The sequence below is a fragment of the Vibrio sp. SCSIO 43097 genome (genome assembly GCF_023650755.1).
GTDB classification, from domain to species: domain Bacteria; phylum Pseudomonadota; class Gammaproteobacteria; order Enterobacterales; family Vibrionaceae; genus Vibrio; species Vibrio alginolyticus.
Window position 1 is genome coordinate 2,800,138 of record NZ_CP071840.1, and the last position, 18,349, is coordinate 2,818,486.

16 protein-coding genes are annotated in these 18,349 nt (G+C 44.4%); 6 read left to right on the top strand and 10 right to left on the bottom strand.

Going from position 1 to position 18,349, the window contains the following annotated elements; all coding sequences use genetic code 11:
- Positions 1 to 42 precede the first annotated feature (42 nt).
- Positions 43 to 819 carry a polyphosphate kinase 2 gene (ppk2, locus tag J4N40_RS13565; RefSeq protein ID WP_053306543.1) on the top strand — a complete coding sequence of 259 codons (777 nt, stop codon included), beginning with the start codon at positions 43 to 45 and terminating at the stop codon, positions 817 to 819.
- 62 nt (positions 820 to 881) lie between these two features.
- Here the strand turns inward: ppk2 and phoU are convergent, their stop codons facing one another.
- From phoU to J4N40_RS13585, 4 genes are read right to left on the bottom strand one after another with little or no spacing between them, the layout of a single operon-like run.
- Positions 882 to 1,580 (bottom strand): phosphate signaling complex protein PhoU, encoded by a 699-nt coding sequence (gene phoU / locus J4N40_RS13570; RefSeq protein ID WP_005381744.1) that lies wholly within the window; start codon positions 1,578 to 1,580, stop codon positions 882 to 884.
- A gap of 30 nt (positions 1,581 to 1,610) precedes the next feature.
- Positions 1,611 to 2,429, bottom strand: a complete 819-nt coding sequence (pstB, locus tag J4N40_RS13575) for a phosphate ABC transporter ATP-binding protein PstB (protein ID WP_005381745.1) — start codon at positions 2,427 to 2,429, stop codon at positions 1,611 to 1,613.
- 2 nt (positions 2,430 to 2,431) lie between these two features.
- The gene (gene pstA / locus J4N40_RS13580) at positions 2,432 to 4,105 is read right to left on the bottom strand and encodes a phosphate ABC transporter permease PstA (protein WP_085569935.1); all 1,674 of its coding nucleotides are present in this window, start codon (positions 4,103 to 4,105) and stop codon (positions 2,432 to 2,434) included.
- Between the two features lie 30 nt (positions 4,106 to 4,135).
- The gene (locus J4N40_RS13585; protein WP_005381747.1) at positions 4,136 to 6,340 is read right to left on the bottom strand and encodes an ABC transporter permease subunit; all 2,205 of its coding nucleotides are present in this window, start codon (positions 6,338 to 6,340) and stop codon (positions 4,136 to 4,138) included.
- 207 nt (positions 6,341 to 6,547) lie between these two features.
- On the opposite strand from J4N40_RS13585, the gene ppk1 reads away from it, so the two are divergent.
- Both ppk1 and ppx read left to right on the top strand, forming a co-directional pair.
- Positions 6,548 to 8,638: a polyphosphate kinase 1 gene (gene ppk1, locus J4N40_RS13590; protein ID WP_005381748.1), complete on the top strand. Its 2,091-nt coding sequence runs from the start codon at positions 6,548 to 6,550 to the stop codon at positions 8,636 to 8,638.
- Positions 8,622 to 10,127 carry an exopolyphosphatase gene (gene ppx / locus J4N40_RS13595; protein ID WP_033905789.1) on the top strand — a complete coding sequence of 502 codons (1,506 nt, stop codon included), beginning with the start codon at positions 8,622 to 8,624 and terminating at the stop codon, positions 10,125 to 10,127. Before ppk1 ends, ppx begins: the two co-directional genes overlap by 17 nt.
- 34 nt (positions 10,128 to 10,161) lie before the next feature.
- On the opposite strand, the gene J4N40_RS13600 is transcribed toward ppx, so the two are convergent.
- From J4N40_RS13600 to phoB, 3 genes are read right to left on the bottom strand one after another with little or no spacing between them, the layout of a single operon-like run.
- The gene (locus J4N40_RS13600; RefSeq protein ID WP_017821959.1) at positions 10,162 to 11,121 is read right to left on the bottom strand and encodes a PstS family phosphate ABC transporter substrate-binding protein; all 960 of its coding nucleotides are present in this window, start codon (positions 11,119 to 11,121) and stop codon (positions 10,162 to 10,164) included.
- A complete protein-coding gene (gene phoR / locus J4N40_RS13605) occupies positions 11,121 to 12,419 on the bottom strand; it encodes a phosphate regulon sensor histidine kinase PhoR (RefSeq protein ID WP_005383667.1) in 1,299 nt (432 codons plus the stop codon). Before phoR ends, J4N40_RS13600 begins: the two co-directional genes overlap by 1 nt.
- 40 nt (positions 12,420 to 12,459) lie before the next feature.
- Entirely contained in the window at positions 12,460 to 13,149 is a 690-nt protein-coding gene (gene phoB / locus J4N40_RS13610; RefSeq protein ID WP_005381752.1) for a phosphate regulon transcriptional regulator PhoB, read from the bottom strand.
- 224 nt (positions 13,150 to 13,373) lie between these two features.
- Between phoB and rdgC the strand changes: the two genes are divergently transcribed.
- The 3 genes from rdgC (at position 13,374) to J4N40_RS13625 (ending at position 16,111) form a co-directional block, all read left to right on the top strand.
- The gene (rdgC, locus tag J4N40_RS13615) at positions 13,374 to 14,288 is read left to right on the top strand and encodes a recombination-associated protein RdgC (protein WP_017821958.1); all 915 of its coding nucleotides are present in this window, start codon (positions 13,374 to 13,376) and stop codon (positions 14,286 to 14,288) included.
- A 165-nt stretch (positions 14,289 to 14,453) separates the two neighbouring features.
- Entirely contained in the window at positions 14,454 to 15,854 is a 1,401-nt protein-coding gene (gene trhP / locus J4N40_RS13620; RefSeq protein WP_025768851.1) for a prephenate-dependent tRNA uridine(34) hydroxylase TrhP, read from the top strand.
- A 2-nt stretch (positions 15,855 to 15,856) separates the two neighbouring features.
- Complete coding sequence (locus J4N40_RS13625) at positions 15,857 to 16,111, top strand: YfhL family 4Fe-4S dicluster ferredoxin (protein WP_005381763.1); 255 nt, start codon at positions 15,857 to 15,859, stop codon at positions 16,109 to 16,111.
- Between the two features lie 42 nt (positions 16,112 to 16,153).
- Here the strand turns inward: J4N40_RS13625 and J4N40_RS13630 are convergent, their stop codons facing one another.
- The 3 genes from J4N40_RS13630 to J4N40_RS13640 all read right to left on the bottom strand — a co-directional run bounded on the left by J4N40_RS13630 (position 16,154) and on the right by J4N40_RS13640 (position 17,967).
- On the bottom strand, positions 16,154 to 16,462 hold the full coding sequence (locus J4N40_RS13630) for a hypothetical protein (protein WP_005381765.1): 309 nt from the start codon (positions 16,460 to 16,462) through the stop codon (positions 16,154 to 16,156).
- Between the two features lie 323 nt (positions 16,463 to 16,785).
- Entirely contained in the window at positions 16,786 to 17,622 is an 837-nt protein-coding gene (mepA, locus tag J4N40_RS13635; RefSeq protein ID WP_005381766.1) for a penicillin-insensitive murein endopeptidase, read from the bottom strand.
- Positions 17,623 to 17,634: 12 nt separating this feature from the next.
- The gene (locus J4N40_RS13640) at positions 17,635 to 17,967 is read right to left on the bottom strand and encodes a DUF1904 domain-containing protein (RefSeq protein WP_005381768.1); all 333 of its coding nucleotides are present in this window, start codon (positions 17,965 to 17,967) and stop codon (positions 17,635 to 17,637) included.
- Between the last annotated feature and the right edge of the window lie 382 nt (positions 17,968 to 18,349).

Consider the following 18,349-nt stretch of genomic DNA (forward strand, 5'->3'; position numbering starts at 1 on the left):
TGAGTGCTAACATATTGTTTATCAAGGAGTGAGGAAAGGTGTATGTCTAAATTGAAGAAAAAGGAATACGAAAAGGAGCTCAAAAACCTTCAAGTTGAGCTCGTAAAACTTCAAGAGTGGGTCAAACACAAAGGGTTAAAAGTGGTGGTTCTGTTTGAAGGCCGTGATGCTGCGGGCAAAGGCGGAGTGATAAAGCGAATTACAGAAAAGCTAAACCCGCGTGTTTGTCGCGTAGTAGCTCTGCCTGCACCGACAGAAAAAGAAAAAACGCAATGGTACTTCCAACGTTACGTCGCTCATTTACCATCTGCTGGTGAAATCGTTTTATTTGACCGAAGTTGGTATAACCGAGCAGGTGTCGAAAAAGTCATGGGGTTCTGTACTCCAGACGAATACGAAGAGTTTTTACGCTCTTGTCCTGAATTCGAAAGAATGTTGCAACGCTCTGGGATTATTCTTATTAAGTATTGGTTTTCGGTTTCAGACGAAGAGCAGGAAAAACGTTTCCTAGGTCGAATTAATACGCCAATCAAACGTTGGAAATTCAGCCCAATGGATTTAGAGTCACGTCATCGCTGGGCGGAGTATTCGGAAGCAAAAGATAATATGTTTGCCTATACAGACACGAAAAACTGCCCTTGGTGGGTCGTCCCTTCTGATGACAAAAAGAAAGCGCGCTTGAACTGTATCAGTCATTTACTAAGCCAGATTGATTACAAAGCACTTGAGTACTCACCCATCGAATTACCTGAACTCAATAAAGAAGGTTACGTCAGAGCGCCCATTGATGATCAGACCTTCGTTCCTGATAAATATTGACGTGCTTTCCTTCTCTCTAATAAATAGACCAGCCTAAAAGCTGGTCTATTTATTGAAGTCAGTTACTTCAGTACGTCATCAATACTTTGATCACCTAGATGGCGTACATCTTTCCCTTTCACGAAGTAAATAATGTATTCACAGATGTTCTGGCAGCGGTCCCCCACACGTTCAATCGCGCGTGCCGACCACATCACTTGCAGAATGTTAGGGATATTTTTTGGATCTTCCATCATGTAAGTCATCAACTGACGAATCACCGCTTCATACTCGGCGTCTAGTTTGTCATCTTGTTTATGCACCTCTGCTGCCGCTTCTACATCCATGCGGGCAAACGCATCTAAAACCTGATGCAGCATATTAATTGCCTGACGGCAGAGAGGCTCTAACGACACTTGGAATTGTCGTTCTTTTGATGATGGGCTTTCGATGGCAACGTAAGCAATGCGTGTCGCCACATCACCGATGCGTTCTAAATCAGTGATCGTTTTGATGATAGCCATAATTAAGCGCAAGTCTTTTGCCGTTGGCTGACGCTTAGCAATAATGCGTGTACAAGCGTCATCGATCGAGACTTCCATCGCATTCACTTTATGATCGTCACGCACAACCTTACGCGCCAGTTCGATGTCTTCTTTATGCAAGGCTTGAATAGCATACGAAAGCTGCTGTTCTACCAAGCCCCCCATGGTTAATACATGAGTACGAATCGATTCTAGCTCTACGTTAAATTGTCCTGAAATATGACGTCCAAAGTGCATGATGTTCCTTATTCCGTATAGAGTCGCGACTTAACCGTAGCGACCCGTAATGTAATCTTCGGTCTGCTTCTTCATTGGCGAGGTGAAGATCGAGTCCGCGTCAGAGTATTCAATTAACTTACCCATATGAATGAATGCAGTATGATCACTCACTCGCGCCGCTTGTTGCATGTTATGGGTAACGATAACGACAGTATATTGAGTCTTCAGCTCATTGATAAGCTCTTCAATAGTTAAAGTTGAGATTGGATCCAACGCTGATGTTGGCTCGTCCAATAACAGGACTTCCGGCTCAATCGCCACCGCGCGCGCAATGACCAAGCGCTGTTGCTGCCCCCCAGATAAGCCAAATGCGTTCTCATGCAAGCGGTCTTTTACCTCATCCCACAACGCCGCCGAGCGCAAGGATCGCTCCACTGCGTCATCTAAACTGCGGCTGTTTTTTACACCTTGTAAGCGTAAGCCATAAACTACGTTTTCATAAATAGACTTAGGAAATGGATTGGGTCTTTGAAACACCATCCCCACTCGGCGTCGAAGTGTCGCAACATCGACATTAGGATGATAAACATTCTTGCCATGGAGACGCACTTTACCTGTGACTCGACACCCTTCCACTAAGTCGTTCATGCGATTGATGCAACGTAATAACGTCGACTTTCCACACCCTGAAGGACCGATAAAAGCGGTGACTCGCCCTTTGGGAATTCGCATCGAAATATCATGCAGCGCCTGAGTTTGACCATAGAACAGATTAAGGTTCTCGATTGAGATGGCTGTTTGTTCATCCGTTAAATTATGAACATCCAATGGTGGCTCATAACCTAATGTACTATCAAAATTAAACATACTTAATCTTGCCCTAACGTTCTGTATTTTTCTCGTAAATTATTGCGAATACTGATTGCTGTTAAGTTTAGCCCGACAATCACTGTCACGAGTAAGAAAGAGGTGGCATAAACTAATGGTCGCGCCGCTTCGATGTTGGAGGTTTGAAAGCCAACATCGTAAATGTGAAAACCTAAATGCATGAACTTTCTATCCAAATGCACATAAGGGAATTGTCCGTCAACCGGTAAACTGGATGCCAATTTCACGACCCCCACCAGCATCAGTGGCGCTACTTCGCCAGCTGCACGCGCAATCGCAAGGATCAAACCTGTGATAATAGCTGGCGTCGCCATAGGCAAAACCACGCGCCATAGCGTTTCGAACTGAGTTGCACCAAGTGCTAGAGAGCCATGTCGTACGGAGCTCGGAATTCGAGTTAAACCTTCTTCTGTCGTCACAATCACAACTGGAAGCGTCAGCACGGCAAGAGTTAGTGCTGACCATAACAAACCCGGCGTACCAAAGGTTGGTGCCGGTAGCTTCTCCGCATAGAATACGTTGTCGATAGAGGCACCAATCGTATAAACGAAGAAACCTAAACCAAACACGCCATAAACAATCGATGGAACACCCGCTAGGTTTATAACCGCAATACGAATAACTCTGGTTAGAGCGTTATTCTTAGCGTATTCATGTAGATAGATAGCGGCGATCACCCCGAGTGGCATCACAATGATCGACATGATGAGTACTAAGAAAACCGTACCAAATATCGCAGGGAACACGCCTCCTTCGGAGTTAGACTCTCTTGGATCTTCAGATAAAAACTTCCAAACCTGTTTTCCCCAATGCATGACTTTATCAGGCAGTGACATTTGGTTTGGATACCAGTAGTCCAAAATGTCTTCGAGCGGAATCGATACTTGTGACCCCGTCATATCCTCGGCAATCAAGGCATAGTCAGATAGCTGAAGTCGTAAACCATCAAGTTGCAAATCTAACGTCGCAAGCGCTTTTTCTATCTGCTCTTTTTTCGTCTGATTTTCCTTTAAGAAGCTTTCTGTCAGCGTGTCATTCAATTCATGCTTGCGCTTTTCTAATCGCAACTGCTCTAGCTTCCAACCAAGCTCTTTAAGCTGATCGACCACCAAAGAATCAATCTCATGGCGCAGAGTTTCTGCATCATCAAGCTTTTTATTTAGTATCGATTGAATATCACTGGTGTATATATTATCGCCATCTTGAAACGCCACCAGCTTACCAAAGAAATAACCACCGCTACTGCGCTCTATCACCGCCCACTCTTTTGGCGTCGTGGGCTCATCCAACTGCATTTGCAATACGGAGATAAAATCGGCGGGATACAACTCTCGGTTAGCGATTTTGATACTGAGTCGAGTGGCAAAATCTTCATCGTCTTCTAACTGTTGTGCTGCGCTTTCAGGCAAATAACTCTTCGGTACAAAGCTGCGCTCATACACTTGACCAATCAGAATAGTATTTTCATGTAGCACTTCGCCTTGTACAGGTGTCAGCGCTGCAACATTCCACTGATACAAGGGCGCTGGCCAAAAGTAAGTCAGGCCTTTCCAGCCGATAAGGAGTAACAACCCTAATACCGACAACAAACTGATGCTGACTGCACCACCTGTCAGCCATATCCACGGTGCGCCAGAACGAATCCAATTTAACACGTTATTACTCGCTCTTTATTCAAACCATTATTACAACGCACGGTACTTATCTCTCAGTCTCTGACGAACCCACTCCGCAAGCGCGTTTACTGCAAACGTAAACACAAATAAAATCAATGCAGCCAGGAACAGCAGGCGATAATGCGAACTTCCAACTTCCGACTCTGGCAACTCAACAGCGATGGTCGCCGACAGGCTGCGCAATCCTTCCAAAATATTCCAATCCATTAATGGCGTATTGCCCGTTGCCATTAACACAATCATGGTTTCGCCAACAGCGCGTCCCAGGCCCATCATAATGGCAGAAAAAATACCTGGGCTTGCAGTAAGCAAGACAACATAGATTAAAGTTTGCCAAGGCGTGGCCCCTAATGCCAAAGAGCCATCCGATAAATGCTTCGGTACAGAGAAAATGGCATCTTCGGCAATGGTAAAAATCGTCGGGATAACAGCAAACCCCATCGCTAACCCCACCACCAATGCATTGCGTTGATCGTAACCAATACCATGCTCGGTTAAGAATAAGCGCATATCGCCACCAAAGAACGTCTGCTCAATCGTAGGCGAAATCCACACTCCAAGCCCAATCAGTACCAATATGACAGGCATGAGCACTAAAGCATGCCAACCATTAGGCAGACGATTCCGCAAAGGTTGCGGTATTAATGCCCATAGCCCGCCCATAATCATGGTGCTCAAGGGCAAAACAAACAGCATAACGACGATCGTAATCAAATGGTCTTCGACAATAGGCGCGAACCACAATCCCGCGAGGAAACCTATGATCACCGTCGGCAGTGCTTCCATTAGCTCAATCGACGGTTTTACTACACGACGCATGCGTGGCGACATAAAGTAAGCCGTATAAATAGCACCTAGCACTGCGAGCGGTACTGAAAACAGCATCGCAAACATCGCCGCTTTTATCGTCCCAAATGCAATAGGTACTAGGCTGAACTTAGCCTCAAAGTTATCGCTCGCCGAAGTCGATTGCCACACAAATTCAGGCTCAGGATACCCTTCGTACCACACTTCTTGCCATAATGAGGACAATGAAATTTCCGGATAGGCATTGTCCACTTCAGCAACATTTAACGCATTATTTTGCCAAGTGATTAAGTAGCGCTCATTGTTAGACATTGCTGCGATTGCGGGCGCTTGATTGTACGCACGCTTAAACAACACCAGTTTTTCACTGGTTGTATAATGGCTTTGCAACGTGCCGTTGGTGTAAAAGCTATAAAATCCTTTTCGATGAGAATCCGGCAACAAATACTTAAGCTCTGATGCCAATTTAAAATCACGAATATGCGTTAACGTGCGTTTTTCTTCTTGCAGCGTATCAAACCATTGCGACACCCGACCATCGTTGTGCGTCACCAAAAGCGAGTAAGCACCAGCCAATAAGTCTATCGTACGAACGGAATGCTTCTTATCACCTTGAGTGAGATCGACCACCTCTCGCACAGCAAATTTACGTGCGGTTTTCTTTAACACGATCAACTCAGAGCCATCGCGCAAATAAAGCGTTTCACCGTCAGGTGTCAACAACATTTGCTGAGGCGTATTAAAGCCTGAAGAGAACGTAAAATCGATCGTTGTAGGAGACGTACCCAAAGACGAAGCCACTTGCCAGCGAGCTTTCACTTCACCACTTTGCGTCTGCCAAACAACCGTTGGTAAGGGCGTCGAAGCTGCAAATACAAACTGAGTCACAGGATCTTGAGGCGTACTTAGTGTCAGATCCATGCTGGTGTCTAGCTCAATCACTTCCGGAGGACGTGTATTTTCTCTCAATGTAGCATTAAATTCTGGCTTGAAAAGGTTCGCTTTACCCTGCCCATCAACAAATCCATACCAACCTAGCCCAGGAGCAGATTGAGAGAAAGCGACGGGTTTCTGGGCGATTTGCTGTGTATACACCGCAGGTTTCGTAGGATCGTCCATCGACAAATATTGAATCTCACCACTTTGGGTTAGAACGAACGCGAGCTGAGCGTAATCATCCACTGAAATCGCAAGTGGTGTTTCAATATGAGTAGCTCGAATGGCTTGGTTGGTTTTGATCTCCGCATCAGAAAAAAGCGGAATGATCACCATGGCGAGGTAGACAAAGATCAAAATAAGCGCCGCGAGTACGCCGACACCACCGGATGTCACTGCAAGTCGAACTAAACGATCTTTTATCAGTCGTTTCTTATCTTTTTCCTGCAATGAAAACTCGGCTTGTGCCATTTAAATCTCTACCTTTTTTGACTTAGTACTAGAATATGTCGTTAAGATGACAATTATATTACAGATCACATTAAACACCTGAAAAGAATACAACTCTTATGCAATGCGTGGTATGAAATAAATCTGTAATGAAAATCTCATAATGTTCTCACTCATCCATTTTTCCAAGATGAGTACGTAATACTTCACTTTTGGCTAGGTAAGGTTATGAGCGCAGAAAAACTATATATAGAAAAAGAACTGAGTTGGTTGTCTTTCAACGAACGAGTATTACAAGAAGCTGCCGATAAAACCGTCCCTTTGATCGAACGTATTCGCTTTCTTGGGATCTTTTCCAACAATTTAGATGAATTTTACAAAGTACGCTTTGCGGACGTGAAGCGCAGAATCCTAATCAGCCAAGAGCGCGGTGGCAGTGATAGCCCTAAACGACTGTTAACCAAAATGCAGTCGAAAGCACTAAAGCTTAACGAACAATTTGATGAGCTTTACAGCGAGTTGATTCGAGAAATGGCGCGACGTCGCATTTTCTTGGTCAACGAGCAACAACTGGATGAATCGCAACAAAAGTGGATCGCGAAATACTTCCGTAGAGAGGTAATGCCGCATATCACTCCCCTCCTAATGAAAGACGAGATCGATGTTCTGCAATTTCTCAAAGACGAGTACGCTTACATCGCCGTAGAACTGCGTAAAGAAGAACATTACCAGTACGCTCTGATCGAAATTCCGACCGATCACCTTCCCCGCTTTGTGATGGTACCAGAACAGAAAGGAAAGCGTCGAAAAACCATCATCTTACTTGATAATATTATCCGCCACTGTTTGGACGAGCTGTTCAAAGGCTTTTTTGATTATGATGAGCTTAGCGGCTATGCGATGAAAATGACGCGTGACGCTGAATACGATTTACGCAATGAAATCGAGTACAGCTTGCTTGAACAAATGTCAGAGGGTGTCAATCAGCGACTGACAGCAAAGCCCGTTCGCTTCGTCTACGAACGCGATATGCCGCCTCAAATGTTAGAGTTTCTGTGTAACAAACTTAATATCTCTAACTACGATAACCTTATCCCCGGCGGACGCTATCACAACTTTAAAGACTTCATCGGCTTTCCAAATGTTGGACGAGAGTATCTTGAAAATAAACCTCTCCCGCCAATGAAATGTGCCGATTTCGAAGGTTATGCCAACAGCTTTGACGCGATTAAAGCGAAAGATATTCTGCTCTATTATCCCTACCACACTTTTGACCACATTAGTGAGTTAGTGCGCCAAGCCTCCTTCGATCCCAAAGTACTTAGTATCAAGATTAACATTTATCGCGTCGCGAAAGATTCTCGCTTGATGAACTCTTTAATTGATGCAGTGCACAACGGCAAAAATGTCACTGTGGTCGTCGAACTGCAAGCTCGCTTTGATGAAGAAGCCAATATCGAATGGTCAAAAGTATTAACCGAAGCGGGTGTGCACGTCATCTTTGGTGCGCCTGGTCTTAAGATTCACTCAAAGCTACTGATGATTAGCCGCCGCGAAGGTGAAGAAATTATTCGCTACGCACACATCGGCACAGGCAACTTCCATGAGAAGACGGCACGAATTTATACCGACTTCTCCCTGCTTACGGCAGATCAAGAAATCACTAATGAAGTCCGTAATGTCTTCGGTTACATTGAGAATCCATACCGACCAGTGAAGTTCAATCACCTTATGGTATCTCCTCGTAATTCTCGAACCCAAATCTACCGCTTAATTGATAATGAAATTGCGAATGCCAAGCTAGGGAAAAAAGCCGCTCTTACGATCAAGGTCAATAACCTAGTCGATAAAGGCATCGTCAATAAGCTTTATGGAGCAAGTACTTCCGGTGTAAAAATAAACATGATCATTCGAGGTATGTGCTCATTAGTACCGGGCATTGAGGGGATCAGCGACAATATTCGCATCATCAGTATTGTTGACCGCTTTCTTGAGCACCCTCGCGTGGTGATCACCCACAATGATGGCGATCCGCAAGTTTATATCTCCTCCGCAGACTGGATGACAAGAAATATTGATCACCGTATCGAGGTAGCAGTACCAGTCCGTGATCCACGTTTGAAACAGAGAATTATTGATATAACGAATATCCATTTTACCGATACAGTAAAGGCTCGTTTAATAGATAAAGAAATGAGTAACGCTTACGTACCACGAGGTAATCGCAAAAAAGTTCGCTCTCAAATCGCTATCTATGACTATCTTAAAAATATAGAAAAGCAAACTAGAAAACAAAATTCAGATGCCTCAAATACTTGAACAAGATACTCGCTACATTGCCGCGATAGACCTCGGCTCAAACAGTTTCCATATGGTGGTGGCCAAAGTTGTCGGCAGTGACCTACAACTGGTTAGTCGTCATAAACAACGTGTTCGCTTAGCATCAGGACTCGACAGTGAATTGAACTTAAGTCACGCCGCAATGGAGCGTGCGCTAGAATGCTTAGCCATGTTCGCTGAGAGGCTGCAAGGGCTTGATGAGTCAAATGTACGTATCGCCGCCACACACACACTAAGACGCGCTAAAAATGCCCACCTTTTCATTGAGCGTGCGAAAGAAGTGATGCCTTTCCCGATAGAAATTATCCCTGGAGAAGAAGAAGCCCGCCTGATTTACTTAGGCGTCGCGCACACTCAAGTAGAATCCAACTCCAAACTAGTCATCGATATCGGAGGCGGCAGTACCGAGATGATTATTGGACAAGAATTTGAGCCTGAGCTTCTCAACAGTAAACAGATGGGATGCGTCAGTTTTACAGAGCAATACTTTAAAAACGGCAAACTGTCAGGAAAAAACTTCAGCAAGGCGATGTTAGCGGCCGAACAAAAACTCGAGTCCATCGCTTCAACATATCGTAAAAAGGGCTGGGATATTGCTCTCGGCTCATCAGGAACCATCAAAGCGATTCAAGAAGTGCTAGTAGGATTAGGTTTTGAAGATGGCCTGATCACAGCGAGTCGACTGGATACACTTATCGAAACTCTGTGTAAATTTGATTCCATTGAAGATATTGAACTGGCGGGTCTAACAGAAGAACGTAAACCCGTATTCGCAGCAGGCGTAGCGATTTTGTCCGCGATTTTCAAAGCGCTTCGCATTGAGCAAATGTTTTTCTCCGATGGTGCTCTACGCGAAGGCCTGTTGTACGAAATGGAAGAGCGTTTTGCGCGCTCCGATATTCGTATGCGCACCACAGAAAATTTAGCCAACAAGCACCGGGTCGACTTAGAGCATGCCGCTCGTGTGAAGGGGCATGCACGTGAGATGTTATGTCAGGTACGCTCTGAACTAGGCATTAAGAAAAAGAGTGAGTTATTTGACTTACTAGAGTGGGCAGCGTTGCTTCATGAAGTCGGATTAAGTATCAACTTGCGTAGTTTCCATCGCCACTCTTTTTATATTCTGTTGCACTCCACCCTACAAGGCTTCAACCGTGAGCAGCAATTAGTGCTCGCAACATTAGCTCGCTTCCAGCGTAAAGCGCTCAAATTGCAAGAACTACCAGATTTCAACCTCTATAAACAGAGTGACGTTATAAGCCTCATCAAAATATTACGGCTTTCTATCGTATTAAATGGGCAGCGTAATGAAGATCCATTGCCTGATATCACCTTATCTATCAAAAATGACGAATGGATTCTCACATGCACAGATGAAGCATGGCTAGAAAACAATAAATTACTTCACGCGGATTTACAGGAAGAACAAGAACGTTGGGACAGCGCGAAGTGGACACTCACTTTCTGATCTCGTACTGTCCATACCTAAATAAAAAGTCGGCTTACAGGCCGACTTTTTTTAACTCTTCTTCTGCAAAGTCTGCCGTAATGGGCACATAACCATCTTTCTCAACCAACGCTTGTCCCTGAGCAGAAAAGATAAAGCGAATAAACTCAGCTTCAATTGGTGTTAATGGGTAATCAGGGTGCTTATTCACGTAAACATATAAGTAACGTGATAGTGGGTACTTACCACTAACAATATGTTCTCGCGTTGGAGTCACGTAGTCATTTCCCATTTTAGCCACAGGGACTAAGCGCACGCCTGCCACTCGATAACCGACACCGGAATAACCAATTCCACTGATGGTTGACGCTACAGCTTGCACAACTGACGCGGAGCCTGGCTGCTCGTTAACTCGAGTCTTGAAATCGCCGCCACACAAGGCATTGCTTTTGAAGTAACCATAAGTTCCAGAAACGGAGTTACGACCAAACAACTGGACGTTTCGCTTTGCCCACTGTGATTCAAGACCGAGTTGCTGCCAGTTTGTGACAAATTGACTTTCACCACAGCGTAGCGTGGCAGAAAACAAAGCATCTAACTGACTAAAGTTAAGCCCTTGAATTGGATTATCTTGATGAACAAAAATACCGATTGCATCGATGGCTACCCTGAGCGCCGTTGGCTTGTAGCCATGTTCACGTTCAAACGCTTCAACCTCTCTTAAACGCATAGGGCGACTCATGGGACCAAACTGGGCTGTTTGTTCGGTCAATGCTGGAGGGGCAGTAGAAGAGCCAGATGCTTGGACTTGCGCATTAATATTCGGGTAAATGGATTTAAACTCTTCAACCCAAAGCGTTGTCATACCCGCAAGTGTATCGGAGCCAACAGAGAGCAAGTTCCCGACAATCCCCGTCGTTTTATGATAACTCGGCAATGGTTTATCTTGAGCGCCAGCCATACAGGAACAAACAAGCGCGAATAAACTGAATGTTTTTGCCAATCGTAACGCCATTATTTCACCACCAAACGCTCAGGCAATACGAAAGAAAACTTACTGCCCACGCCTACTTCACTGTGAATTTCTAAATGAGAGTCATGGTGACTCAGCGCGTGTTTTACAATGGCTAGCCCTAAACCACTTCCTCCAGTATCACGTGATCTTGCTTTATCTACTCGATAAAAACGCTCGGTAAGTCGGTGTAGGTGCTGAGGTTCAATACCATCACCGCTATCTTCCACCTCTAAGCATGCGCCTTGAGAGGTCTGGAACCAACGAACATTAATGTTCGCACCAGGTGGTGTGTATTTGACGGCGTTATAAACGAGGTTAGAGATAGCACTACGTAACTGGTCATCATCGCCCAACACGCGTAGGCTTGCATCAACATCAAATTTCAATTTATGTTGGTTGTCCCCACTAAGGCTAACCGCCTCTTTTTCTAACACTTCAAGCATCGCGGGCACATTCACGACTTCCTCAAGCTCATGCATAGGTGCCGCTTCAATTTTAGATAGTGTCAGTAGTTGGTTCACCAAACTGTTCATGCGGTTAAGCTGCTCCGTCATGACACCATGAGCTTTGCTCCACATTGGACCCACGACCATATCAGGGTCTTCAGTCATCTCCAAATAACCTTGTAGCACCGTCATTGGTGTACGCAGTTCATGAGATACGTTGGCAAAAAAGTTGCGACGCATTCCCTCAAGTTGTTTTAATTGGCTCACATCACGCACTACCATCAAGTGCTCACCCTCGGTATACGGTACGATACGTAGTTCTAGCATGCGTTCGACGTTGAGTGGTGAACGCATTTCTAATGGCTCTGAGAAGTCTTTCTTGTTGAGGTACTTGATAAAATCAGGTGTACGAATGAGATTGGAGATAGGTTGACCTGAATCTTCTGGCCAATGGAAGCCCAGTAAGTGCTGAGCCAGCTTGTTGCACCAAACAATATTGCCTTCAGCACGGAATACCACTACCGCATCGGGTAGTGATTCTGCACCATTTCTGAATCGACGAATAAGATTAGTAAGCTCTTTTCGTTTGCGGCGTTGGCGCTGTTGTAAGCGATACAACCCATTGAACAAAGATTCCCAGTTACCGCTACCAGACGGTGGCGTGAGGCGTTTTTCATCCCATAACCAAGAAGATAAACGTACTTGGTTATGCAAATGCCACACAAGCTGCAATGCCGTAGCAGCCAAAAGCAACCACGGCATATAACCGAATATCCAACCTACTATCACCCATGGGGTGTAAAAAAAAGCCAGCTCCCAGGCCAGCTTTTTCCACGTTAATCTTTCAACCACTCATAACTCCAGAAATGGTACCGATAAGCTGCGTGTTAATTTATGCCTTCGTCGAGAAGCGGTATCCAGCACCACGAACAGTTTGGATCAGCTTATCATGCCCTGCAGCTTCCAACGCTTTACGCAGACGGCGAATATGGACATCGACTGTACGGTCTTCGACATACACGTTGGTGCCCCAAACATTGTTTAATAGCTGCTCACGGCTGTATACGCGTTCTTGATGCGTCATGAAAAAATGAAGCATCTTAAATTCTGTTGGGCCCATGTCTAATGGCGCATCATTAGCCGTAACACGGTGCGATACAGGGTCAAGCTTCAATCCCTGTACATCAATTACATCTTCTAGTGCAGTCGGAGTAACGCGACGAATCACCGCTTTTAAGCGTGCAACCAACTCTTTAGGAGAGAATGGCTTAGTAATGTAGTCATCCGCACCGACTTCTAAACCGCGCACTTTATCTTCTTCTTCACCACGAGCGGTAAGCATCACAACTGGAATGTTGCGCGTTAATTCCTCTCGCTTCATATGTTTGATGAAGTTAATGCCACTACCGCCTGGTAACATCCAATCCAGTAAAACTAAATCAGGGAAGGGTTCAGCCAGTTTGGTTACTGCAGTATCGTAATCTTCCGCTTCTACCGCTTGGTAACCTTTCTGCTCAAGTACGAAGCACAGCATTTCGCGAATAGGAGCTTCGTCTTCAACAACCAGAATCCTTCTAGACATAATTGAGTAACCTTATGTTCGTTGAGCTAATGAATTTAAGAGACAAAGCGCCTCTCTATGCATAAGCATTATCACTACCAATTATGACACTTTTGTGACCTTTGAAAACAAATTTTCATATAACTTTCTTTTGAGGTTCATTCGGATATTTTTCATTTCTATTAAGACATCAGCACAAAAATTCCCTATGATTAGTCCCTTGTCATCAAGCCTAGAGAAGATTTATGTGGTTTAAAAACTGTCTGGTATACCGCGTTAACCGCGAGGTTACTTTTAACGCCGAACAACTAGAAACTCAGCTGTCTGAATTCCGATTCACCCCGTGTGGCAGTCAAGACAAACAGAAATTTGGCTGGGTCAGTGCAATGGGTAGACATGGCGATATGATGACTCACGTGTCAGAAAACCGCATTCTGATTTGCGCCAAGAAAGAAGAGAAAATGCTACCTGCCTCTGTGATCAAAGAATCATTGAATGCAAAAGTAGAAGCAATGGAAGCGCAAGAAGGTCGTCCTCTGAAGAAGAAAGAGAAAGACAACCTGAAAGATGACATCGTAATGGATTTACTGCCGCGCGCATTCAGCCGCAGCAGCCACACTCACGTGCTTATCATGCCAAAAGAAGGTTATATCCTTGTTGATGCAAGCAGCTACAAAAAAGCAGAAGATGTATTAGCATTGCTTCGTAAAACCATGGGTAGTTTACCTGTTATTCCTGCTATTCCAGAAGTGGCGATTGAAACTACGCTAACCGAGTGGGTGAAAAGCGGTGACACACCTCAAGGTATCAGCATGATGGACGAAGCTGAGCTAAAATCCGTACTTGAAGAAGGTGGTGTGATTCGCTGTAAGAAGCAAGAGCTCACCACTGATGAAATCCGCAACCACATCGCTGCGGATAAAGTCGTGACGAAACTTGCGCTTAATTGGCAAGATCGTATTGAGTTCATTATGACGGAAGATGCAGGCATCAAACGTCTAAAATTCTCTGATGAATTGAAAGATCAAAACGATGATATTCCACGTGAAGATCAAGCAGCTCGATTTGATGCAGACTTCTCTCTAATGTGTGGAGAGTTCAGTGCTTTCCTTCCCAACCTATACGATGCGCTAGGCGGCTTACCGAATCCTAACGCATAATATTGTATAAAGGTTAACCATAACGCCCTCACTTTTTTTGAGGGCGTTTTTCTATCTGAAGCACAATTACCCTAGTCACAGTTCACATTTTGACGTAAAATTTGCGCCCCATTTCCATTAGGTGGAATTGGCCTGACTTGTGATCAGATAAAAGAGAATTGAGCAATGACAACTGAGAAAGCATTCGTGCCTGAGCTACTATCTCCAGCGGGCAGCCTGAAAAACATGCGTTACGCATTCGCCTACGGGGCAGATGCAGTTTACGCTGGCCAACCTCGCTACAGCCTTCGCGTACGTAACAACGAGTTTAACCACGAGAACCTAAAAATCGGTATCGATGAAGCCCACGCCCTAGGCAAAAAGCTTTATGTGGTATGTAACATTCAACCACACAACTCGAAGCTAAAAACGTTCATCCGTGATCTTAAGCCAATCGTAGAGATGGGTCCTGACGCATTGATCATGTCAGATCCAGGCCTAATTATGATGGTTCGTGAAGCTTTCCCAGAAATGCCAATTCACCTTTCTGTACAAGCGAACGCTGTAAACTGGGCGACCGTTAAGTTCTGGGCAGCGAATGGCGTGGAACGTGTGATCGTTTCTCGCGAGCTATCTCTAGAAGAAATCGAAGAAATTCGTGAGCATTGCCCTGAAACTGAGCTTGAAGTATTCGTTCACGGTGCATTATGCATGGCTTACTCAGGTCGTTGCCTACTTTCTGGCTATATCAACAAACGTGACCCTAACCAAGGCACTTGCACTAACGCATGCCGCTGGGAATACAAAGTTGAAGAGGGTAAAGAAAACGACGCTGGTGATATCGTAGAGAAATTCGACCCGACTGAAGCACAGCCTGTCGAAGTACAAGACGAGCGCCCTGAAACCACAATTGGTCGCGGTAAACCAACAGATGAAGTCGTTCTGCTTTCTGAAGCACACCGTCCAGAAGAAAAAATGGCAGCTTACGAAGACGAGCATGGTACTTACATCATGAACTCTAAAGACCTACGTGCGGTACAGCATGTTGAGCGCCTAACCAAGATGGGTGTGCACTCGCTGAAAATCGAAGGTCGTACTAAATCATTCTATTACTGTGCTCGTACTGCACAGGTTTACCGTAAAGCGATTGATGATGCTGTAGCAGGCCGACCATTTGATGAAAGCCTAATGGGCACACTAGAGAGCCTAGCTCACCGTGGCTATACCGAAGGCTTCCTACGTCGTCATACTCACGACACCTACCAGAATTACGATTACGGCTACTCAGTTTCTGATGCTCAACAGTTTGTCGGTGAGTTCACTGGTAAACGTCGTGGCGATATGGCTGAAGTAGAAGTGAAAAACAAATTCCTTGTCGGTGATAGTCTTGAGCTAATGACGCCAAAAGGTAATGTTGTTTTCACGCTAGAAGCGATGGAAAACCGTAAGTCAGAGTCTATTGAGGATGCCAAAGGGAATGGTCACTTCGTCTTCATTCCAGTACCAGCAGATCTAGATTTAGAATACGGTCTATTGATGCGTAACTTGAACTCAGGGCAGGACACCCGTAACCCGACTGGTAAGTAATCATGGCCTTGCTCATTACTGACAAATGCATCAACTGCGACATGTGTGATCCCGAATGCCCCAATGGGGCAATCAGTATGGGAGAGAGCATTTTCGAAATTGATCCAGCGCTATGTACAGAGTGTAAGGGGCATTACGAAAAGCCGACCTGTCAGTCAGTGTGTCCAATTACAAAATGCATAATCACTGATCCGAACCATGTCGAAACTGAAGAGCAGTTGCTTGAAAAATTCGTGATTATTCAAGGGTTAGCATAAGAGCAATTAGGTTCAACTTTGACATCAAAGTTGAACCTTTTCTCAACCTGATTTTTCAATAGGGATAATATTGCAGAACAGCTCTTTTTCAAAATGATACTCTAGTCTCTCACGCCAATTTTCCGCTTGAGAAACAGGTATTAAATAAAAGTTTTCTCGGCTCGTATCAGTAACGAAAGCCATTCCATATTGCATCAGCTCATAATGCACATCATTAACAAAACCCGGATCAAGGCGTTGACGCCCAGTCAGGTGATTCACATCCTCTCGAGTCAAAGAGACTCCTTTAGTATCACTGCTAAATCTGTGTCTTAACCACTCTGCAAATTCTTTTGCACAAATCATAGTCATGGTTTTGTCCTTGATTTACTCTTCTAACAGGAAAAGGGTATATCCCTGCCTTACACACTTGTCTGCGTTGTTATCGCTTTTTAGCCAACTGACAGACATATTGCTAAGAAACCAGAGTATCGTGACGAAAGATCTTTTTCTAAACAGAGAAGTTACAACTTACCCATACTACAACTCTTTGTTTAATTTAGATTTCTATAATATGTCCCCAAAACTGATTGGGTTAGTTTTTGTATTGGTACTATTCAATGTAGACAAAAGTATGATGTTTCTCCAGTTTCATAAAAGAGATCACCAAGTACAGATAAACCTGAAGAGTAACACTAATTAGGATTGATAAGCGGCAAGCATTGAGGTGGAACGACTTTTTTTCGTTTGGGCTTAGAGGTTGTTTTTACCCGTTGAGGGGTATCAGTAGGTTTTGCTTTTGGCGCCCAACTTGCAAGCTCAGCACCGCAACCATCACCTACTGGAGGTGGTGCTTGATCAACACAATAGTCGCTCGAATCAGGACAAGATAACCTGACGTGAAAGTGGTAATGATGCCCCCACCATGGACGTACTTTACGTAACCAAGAACGATCTTTGCCGTTTTCTTGCAAGCAAAGTTGCTCCTTAATAACAGGATGTACAAAAATTCGTGCAACATCCTTACTTTTTGAAGCGTACCGAATTAGCTTAAAGTGCCGTTCTTCCCAGCGATGATTAAGTATGGAATAACCTTTTAAATCCACCACACTCATGGGTTTAGGAAGTTGTAATTCGTTATAAGAAAGCGGTTGGTCAGCAAGTCTTAACCAGATATCGATATCTAACCCGGTTTGATGACTAGAATGACCAGAGGAGAACCTTCCACCTCTAGGTAAAGACAAATCACCAATTAGCAGAGTGGTGTTGAGATTTTGATGAGCTTTAAGCGCCAGATTTTCAATAAACTCTATCGTTTTAGGGTGCCCATAGTAGCGCTTCGTTTTACTACGTAAGACTTGATAACCAACGCCATCGAGAGGCAAGGGTAATGCACCATCTAAACAACCGTTAGCATAACTACCAATAGAGGAGGAAGAGTTTCGGGTAGGATTAACCGCAGACTCCCAAGGAGTAGAACATACTGAAGCTGAGAAACATAAACCCAAAGTTACAATGAAACTCAGCCTCATAGCCTTTAACCTTTAGTAGTGTTCGCCATTATCGTAATAAGCTTTAGGAGATAAGGCGGAAAAGATAACCGCAACATCAATATCGGCACCAGCGATACCGCGCACTTGTTGCGTAATAAGCTTGGCAACTTCATCTTGCACTTCCTGGCCACGGTCGAACCAAAGCACTTCGACAAAAGGATATGCAGCACTCACCTCACCCTCATTGAAAAACGTAGTGTAGATATACTCAAAAGTAAAATCCTCACGCGGACAGTCCATTAGAGGCTGAAGTTCATCCGTAAGAGGTTTTGATAATGCCTGAACAGCTTGTGGCTCTACAGCACGGAATCGAAAATGTGGCATAAACTTACTTCCTAATTATTAGCATTAATGCATGATGATAACAGGAACCAAGTCAGTAATCATCCAAGCCAATGTAACCACTGACCTTTCAATAGATTGTGAATCAGATGTGCTCGATAACGAAGAAAAAGTGTTATGAAATTCGAAGGTAAAACAGAAAGAGCAAAGCGATACATCAACATTTAGTAATTACATTACTAGAAAATAAAACTATCTGAAGCAAAGGTATGCCATATTCGTTGGATAAACATACACCTGACATCGAAACTATACGTTAGGAATAAAAGAGACCCTGACCTAAGCCAGAGCTTATGAATATGGGGGGATAGGTGAAGTGGACCAATATCCCGGAGATATGAGCTTTCAATCCCCCCGATACTTT

Bases quoted from the DNA above. Each gene is read 5' to 3' on its own strand.
- mepA (WP_005381766.1), bottom strand. From the start codon at position 17,622: ATGAGGCTGAGTTTCATTGTAACTTTGGGTTTATGTTTCTCAGCTTCA.
- phoU (WP_005381744.1), bottom strand. From the start codon at position 1,580: ATGCACTTTGGACGTCATATTTCAGGACAATTTAACGTAGAGCTAGAA.
- ppk1 (WP_005381748.1), top strand. From the start codon at position 6,548: ATGAGCGCAGAAAAACTATATATAGAAAAAGAACTGAGTTGGTTGTCT.
- J4N40_RS13625 (WP_005381763.1), top strand. From the start codon at position 15,857: ATGGCCTTGCTCATTACTGACAAATGCATCAACTGCGACATGTGTGAT.
- J4N40_RS13600 (WP_017821959.1), bottom strand. From the start codon at position 11,121: ATGGCGTTACGATTGGCAAAAACATTCAGTTTATTCGCGCTTGTTTGT.
- J4N40_RS13640 (WP_005381768.1), bottom strand. From the start codon at position 17,967: ATGCCACATTTTCGATTCCGTGCTGTAGAGCCACAAGCTGTTCAGGCA.
- phoB (WP_005381752.1), bottom strand. From the start codon at position 13,149: ATGTCTAGAAGGATTCTGGTTGTTGAAGACGAAGCTCCTATTCGCGAA.
- rdgC (WP_017821958.1), top strand. From the start codon at position 13,374: ATGTGGTTTAAAAACTGTCTGGTATACCGCGTTAACCGCGAGGTTACT.
- ppk2 (WP_053306543.1), top strand. From the start codon at position 43: ATGTCTAAATTGAAGAAAAAGGAATACGAAAAGGAGCTCAAAAACCTT.
- ppx (WP_033905789.1), top strand. From the start codon at position 8,622: ATGCCTCAAATACTTGAACAAGATACTCGCTACATTGCCGCGATAGAC.
- J4N40_RS13585 (WP_005381747.1), bottom strand. From the start codon at position 6,340: ATGGCACAAGCCGAGTTTTCATTGCAGGAAAAAGATAAGAAACGACTG.
- trhP (WP_025768851.1), top strand. From the start codon at position 14,454: ATGACAACTGAGAAAGCATTCGTGCCTGAGCTACTATCTCCAGCGGGC.
- pstB (WP_005381745.1), bottom strand. From the start codon at position 2,429: ATGTTTAATTTTGATAGTACATTAGGTTATGAGCCACCATTGGATGTT.
- J4N40_RS13630 (WP_005381765.1), bottom strand. From the start codon at position 16,462: ATGACTATGATTTGTGCAAAAGAATTTGCAGAGTGGTTAAGACACAGA.